The sequence below is a fragment of the Streptomyces chilikensis genome (assembly GCF_001642695.1).
Taxonomy (GTDB): domain Bacteria; phylum Actinomycetota; class Actinomycetes; order Streptomycetales; family Streptomycetaceae; genus Streptomyces; species Streptomyces chilikensis.
Genome location: NZ_LWCC02000005.1, coordinates 2,085,803 through 2,090,203, shown reverse-complemented (window position 1 = coordinate 2,090,203; position 4,401 = coordinate 2,085,803). Strand labels below are relative to the sequence as shown.

Here is a 4,401-nt window from a genome sequence, read left to right as displayed (position 1 = left end):
GGACGGGTCGCCGCAGGCGGACGCGGAGCCTCCGTCCGCCCGCCCCGGGCACCGTCCGGGGGCATCCCGGACCACCCGGCGCCCCGGGCGCCCGCCGGGCGTGGCGGCGCGCCGGGCGGAGGGCTCCGCCGGGGCCGCGCGGCGCGGGGGGGGAGGGGCCGCATGGCGGTCCTCCGGTTGCGCGGAGGGGAGGGCGGCGTCAGCGTGAGGAGCGTGGCGTGAAACGCGTCACGCGGAGCCGTGCCGCTCCGCCTCGGCCCGCCTGATGGCCGCGTCCCGTTTGCGGACGTACCAGACACCGATGAGGCCCAGCCCGCCGCCGGCCAGGCAGGTCCACACCCACCACGCGTGCCCGCCGTCGTCGAACCAGCCGTAGAAGGGAAGTTGGACGAGGAAGAGGACGAACCACAGGATCGTGCCGCCGGTGATGGTGGCGACCACGGGCCCCTCCAGGGGCTCCGGCGCCTCGTGCTTGGGGGTCCACTTCGCCATGGCCACAGTTTACGAGGCCGGTCGCGCCCCCCTCCGGCCCTCGTCGCATTCGCGTTCGGGGATTCGCTAACGCCTGGTTCATATGTTCATACTGGTGGAGACACCGACTGGCTGGATCGACTCGTAGGAACGTACGAGACCCGCCGGACGGACCCCCCGACCCCCTGTACATCTGAGGTCCCGTATGTCCACCTCGGCCACCGCCAAGGCCACCGAGCCCGAGCAGCCGGGCAGCCGGCCCCGGTTCGGCGCACTCGACCGCTTCTTCAGGATCTCCGAGCGCGGCAGCACCCTGCCCCGGGAGATCCGCGGCGGCTTCGCCACCTTCTTCGCGATGGCGTACATCATCGTGCTGAACCCGATCATCCTGGGCAGCGCGAAGGACATGTACGGGAACCAGCTCGACAACGCGCAGCTGGTCACCGCGACCGCCCTGTCCGCGGCCTTCTCCACCCTCCTGATGGGCGTCATCGGCAACGTGCCGATCGCGCTGGCCGCCGGCCTCGGCGTCAACACCGTCGTCGCCCTCCAGCTCGCCCCGCGGATGTCGTGGGCCGACGCGATGGGCATGGTCGTGCTGGCCGGCTTCGTGGTGATGCTGCTGGTGGCCACGGGGCTGCGGGAGCGCGTGATGAACGCGGTGCCGTTCGGCATCCGCAAGGCGATCGCCATCGGCATCGGTCTGTTCGTGCTGCTGATCGGTCTGGTCGACTCGGGCTTCGTCACCCGCATGCCGGACGCCGCGAACACCACCGTCCCGCTGCAGCTCGGCGTCGGCAACCAGCTCCTCGGCTGGCCGGTCCTGGTCTTCGTCCTGGGCGTGCTGCTCACCTTCGCCCTGATGATCCGCAAGGTGCCCGGCGCGATCCTGATCTCGATCGTCGTCATGACCGTCGTCGCCATGGTGATCCACGCCGTCGCGGACGTGAAGAGCTGGGGCCTGACCACGCCCGAGTGGCCCGGCAACCCCTTCGCCGTGCCCGACTTCGGCCTGATCGGCCAGGTCAGCCTGTTCGGCGGGTTCGAGAAGGTCGGCATGCTGACCGGCGTCCTCTTCGTCTTCACCGTCCTGCTGTCCTGCTTCTTCGACGCCATGGGCACGATCATGGGCATCAGCGACGAGGCGAAGCTGACCGACGCCCGGGGCCAGATGCCCGGCATGAACAAGGTGCTGTTCATCGACGGCATCGCGGTCGCCGCCGGCGGCGCCTCGTCCTCCTCGGCCACCACCTGCTTCGTGGAGTCCACCGCGGGCGTCGGCGAGGGCGCGCGCACCGGTCTCGCCAACGTGGTCAGCGGCGCGCTCTTCGCCCTCGCGCTCTTCCTGACCCCGGTCGCCACCATGGTTCCGTCGCAGGCCGCCACCCCGGCGCTGGTCGCGGTCGGCTTCCTGATCCTGGCGGGCAACATCAAGGAGATCGACTGGAGCGACTGGTCGATCGCGATCCCGGCCTTCGTCACCATGCTGGCGATGCCGTTCACCTTCTCGATCACCACCGGCATCGGCCTGGGCTTCATCACCTTCGCGGTGCTGCGCCTGGCCACCGGCCGCGCCAAGGGCGTCCCGGCCGCGATGTGGGCGGTGGCGGCGGTCTTCCTCTTCTACTACCTGATGCCGGCCCTCGGCCTCGCCTGATCCGCCCGGGGTCCACGGCCCCGCCCCCTACGGCCCCGCGTTCCCGTGCGCGGGGCCGTAGTGCTTCCGCGTCTCCTCGACCGCGGTCCGGAACCGCTGGTCGAAGTCCTCCCTCACGAGCGTCCGGACGACGTAGTCCTGGACGCTCATCCCGCTTCTCGCCGCGTGCGCGCGGAGACGGTCGAGCAGGTCCCCGTCGACACGCAGGCTGAGCACGCCGGTGTCGGCGTGACCCGTCGGCTGCGTCGTCTGCATGGGGACGAGGGTCGCGCCGGGTGTGGACAAGTGTCCCGTTTCCGCCCCTTGGATCACTCCTTCGGGTGATCTAGCGCACCCTCTTGACGGCAGGGGGCGTTTCCGGTGTTCCTTAGCCAGAGTAATGAGTTACTCTAAAGACATGCTGGACCTCACCCACGGCGACGACGCGGACGCCGTGAACGACCTGCGCTCCGCCGTGATGCGACTGGCCCGCCGGCTCAAGCACCAGCGGGTGGACGAGTCGCTGAGCCCCACCGAGATGTCGGTGCTCGGCACCCTCGCCCGCTGCGGCCGCGCCACCCCCGGCGAGCTGGCCCGCAAGGAGCACGTGCAGCCGCCGTCCATGACCCGCATCGTGGCCCTGCTGGAGGCCAAGGGGCTGGTCCGTCTGGAGCCGCACCCGGAGGACCGCAGACAGAAGGTCGTCTCCCAGACCGACGCGGCCGAGGCGATGCTCGAGGAGAGCCGCCGCAGGAGGAACGCGTTCCTCGCGTCGCTGGTGGAAGAGGGACTCGACGAGGACGAATGGGCGAAGCTCCGCGCCGCGGCGCCGGTGCTGGAGAAGCTCGCCCACCAGTGAGCCGGACGCCAGGAGGAGGCGAAACCCTTTGAGTTCGGGACCCGGAGCAGACTCCGCCCCCGCACCGATCGAACCACGGACCCCTCGCACCAACCGAACGACCCGCACCACCCGAACGACCCGCACCACCCGCACGGCCCGTACCGCCGAAGAGCCCCGCCGGGGCTCGATGTTCAGTTCCCTCAGGGTCCGGAACTACCGGCTCTTCTTCGCCGGCCAGGTCGTCTCCAACATCGGCACCTGGATGCAGCGCATCGCCCAGGACTGGCTGGTGCTCAGCCTCACCGGCTCGTCCACCGCCGTCGGCATCACCACGGCGCTGCAGTTCCTGCCCATGCTGTTGCTCGGACTCTACGGCGGCCTGCTGGTCGACCGGCTGCCCAAGCGGCCGACGCTGCTGGTCACCCAGGCCTCGATGGCCGTCACCGGCCTCGCCCTCGCCGCGCTCGACCTGAGCGGACACGTCGAGGTGTGGCACGTCTACGTCGCCGCGCTGCTGGTCGGCATGGCCACGGTCGTCGACAACCCGGCGCGGCAGACCTTCGTCTCCGAGATGGTCGGCCGGGACCAGCTGCAGAACGCGGTCAGCCTCAACTCCGCCAACTTCCAGTCCGCCCGCCTGGTCGGGCCCGCCGTCGCCGGTGTGCTGATCACCGGCATGGGCACCGGCTGGGCCTTCCTGATCAACGGCCTGTCGTTCGCCGCCCCCATCGCCGGCCTGATGATGATGCGAGGCCGCGAACTCCACCCGGTGGAGCGCGCGCCGCGCGCCAAGGGCCAGCTGCGGGAGGGCATCCGCTACGTGTCGGGGCGGCCGCACCTGTACTGGACGATCGTGCTGATCGGCTTCGTCGGGGCGTTCGGATTCAACTTCCCCGTCGTCCTGTCCGCCTTCGCCGACGACGTCTTCCACACCGGGGCGGGCGGCTACTCGCTCTTCAACACGCTGATCGCGGTCGGCTCGCTGGCCGGCGCGCTGCTGGCGGCGCGGCGGAGCCGGGCGCGGCTGCGGCTGCTGATCGTGGCGGCGCTCGCCTTCGGCGTGCTGGAGGTGGCGGCGGCGCTCAGCCCCGAACTGTGGATGTTCGCGCTGCTGCTGGTGCCGATCGGGGCGTTCAGCATGACGGTCAACGTCACCGCCAACACCGGCATCCAGATGGCGACGGAGCCGGCGATGCGGGGGCGGGTGATGTCGCTCTTCATGATGGTGTTCCTGGGCGGCACGCCGATCGGGGCGCCGCTGGCGGGGTGGGCGACGGACGTCTACGGCCCGCGGGCGGGGTTCGCGGTCTGCGGCGCGGTCGCGGCGTTGTCCGCGGTCGCGGTGGGCGTGGTCCTGGCGCGCGTCGGCCGCCTCCGGCTCGCCGTGGGGTGGGAGGGCGCGCACCCCAGGGTGCGGGTGGTCCCGCGGGAACGGCAGCCGGCCACCGCGGGG

The 4,401-nt window shown here is 71.2% G+C and carries 5 protein-coding genes; 3 read left to right on the top strand and 2 right to left on the bottom strand.

Annotated features, from left to right (window positions below; genetic code table 11):
- Positions 1-228 precede the first annotated feature (228 nt).
- Complete coding sequence (locus A2U95_RS09360) at positions 229-492, bottom strand: DUF2530 domain-containing protein (RefSeq protein WP_166021708.1); 264 nt, start codon at positions 490-492, stop codon at positions 229-231.
- A 184-nt stretch (positions 493-676) separates the two neighbouring features.
- On the opposite strand from A2U95_RS09360, the gene A2U95_RS09355 reads away from it, so the two are divergent.
- Positions 677-2,128, top strand: coding sequence for an NCS2 family permease (locus A2U95_RS09355; protein WP_166021707.1), 1,452 nt, complete (start codon positions 677-679; stop codon positions 2,126-2,128).
- Between the two features lie 27 nt (positions 2,129-2,155).
- On the opposite strand, the gene A2U95_RS09350 is transcribed toward A2U95_RS09355, so the two are convergent.
- Positions 2,156-2,383 (bottom strand): hypothetical protein, encoded by a 228-nt coding sequence (locus tag A2U95_RS09350; RefSeq protein WP_166021706.1) that lies wholly within the window; start codon positions 2,381-2,383, stop codon positions 2,156-2,158.
- 142 nt (positions 2,384-2,525) lie between these two features.
- Between A2U95_RS09350 and A2U95_RS09345 the strand changes: the two genes are divergently transcribed.
- Both A2U95_RS09345 and A2U95_RS09340 read left to right on the top strand, forming a co-directional pair.
- Entirely contained in the window at positions 2,526-2,966 is a 441-nt protein-coding gene (locus tag A2U95_RS09345) for a MarR family winged helix-turn-helix transcriptional regulator (protein WP_166021705.1), read from the top strand.
- Positions 2,967-2,994: 28 nt separating this feature from the next.
- Positions 2,995-4,401, top strand: a 1,407-nt coding sequence (locus A2U95_RS09340) for an MFS transporter (RefSeq protein ID WP_240957254.1), incomplete at its 3' end; no start/stop codon positions are given.

What these genes read in the sequence shown, in the direction of transcription:
- A2U95_RS09360 (WP_166021708.1), bottom strand. Translation starts at nt 492, where the DNA reads ATGGCGAAGTGGACCCCCAAGCACGAGGCGCCGGAGCCCCTGGAGGGG.
- A2U95_RS09355 (WP_166021707.1), top strand. Translation starts at nt 677, where the DNA reads ATGTCCACCTCGGCCACCGCCAAGGCCACCGAGCCCGAGCAGCCGGGC.
- A2U95_RS09350 (WP_166021706.1), bottom strand. Translation starts at nt 2,383, where the DNA reads ATGCAGACGACGCAGCCGACGGGTCACGCCGACACCGGCGTGCTCAGC.
- A2U95_RS09345 (WP_166021705.1), top strand. Translation starts at nt 2,526, where the DNA reads ATGCTGGACCTCACCCACGGCGACGACGCGGACGCCGTGAACGACCTG.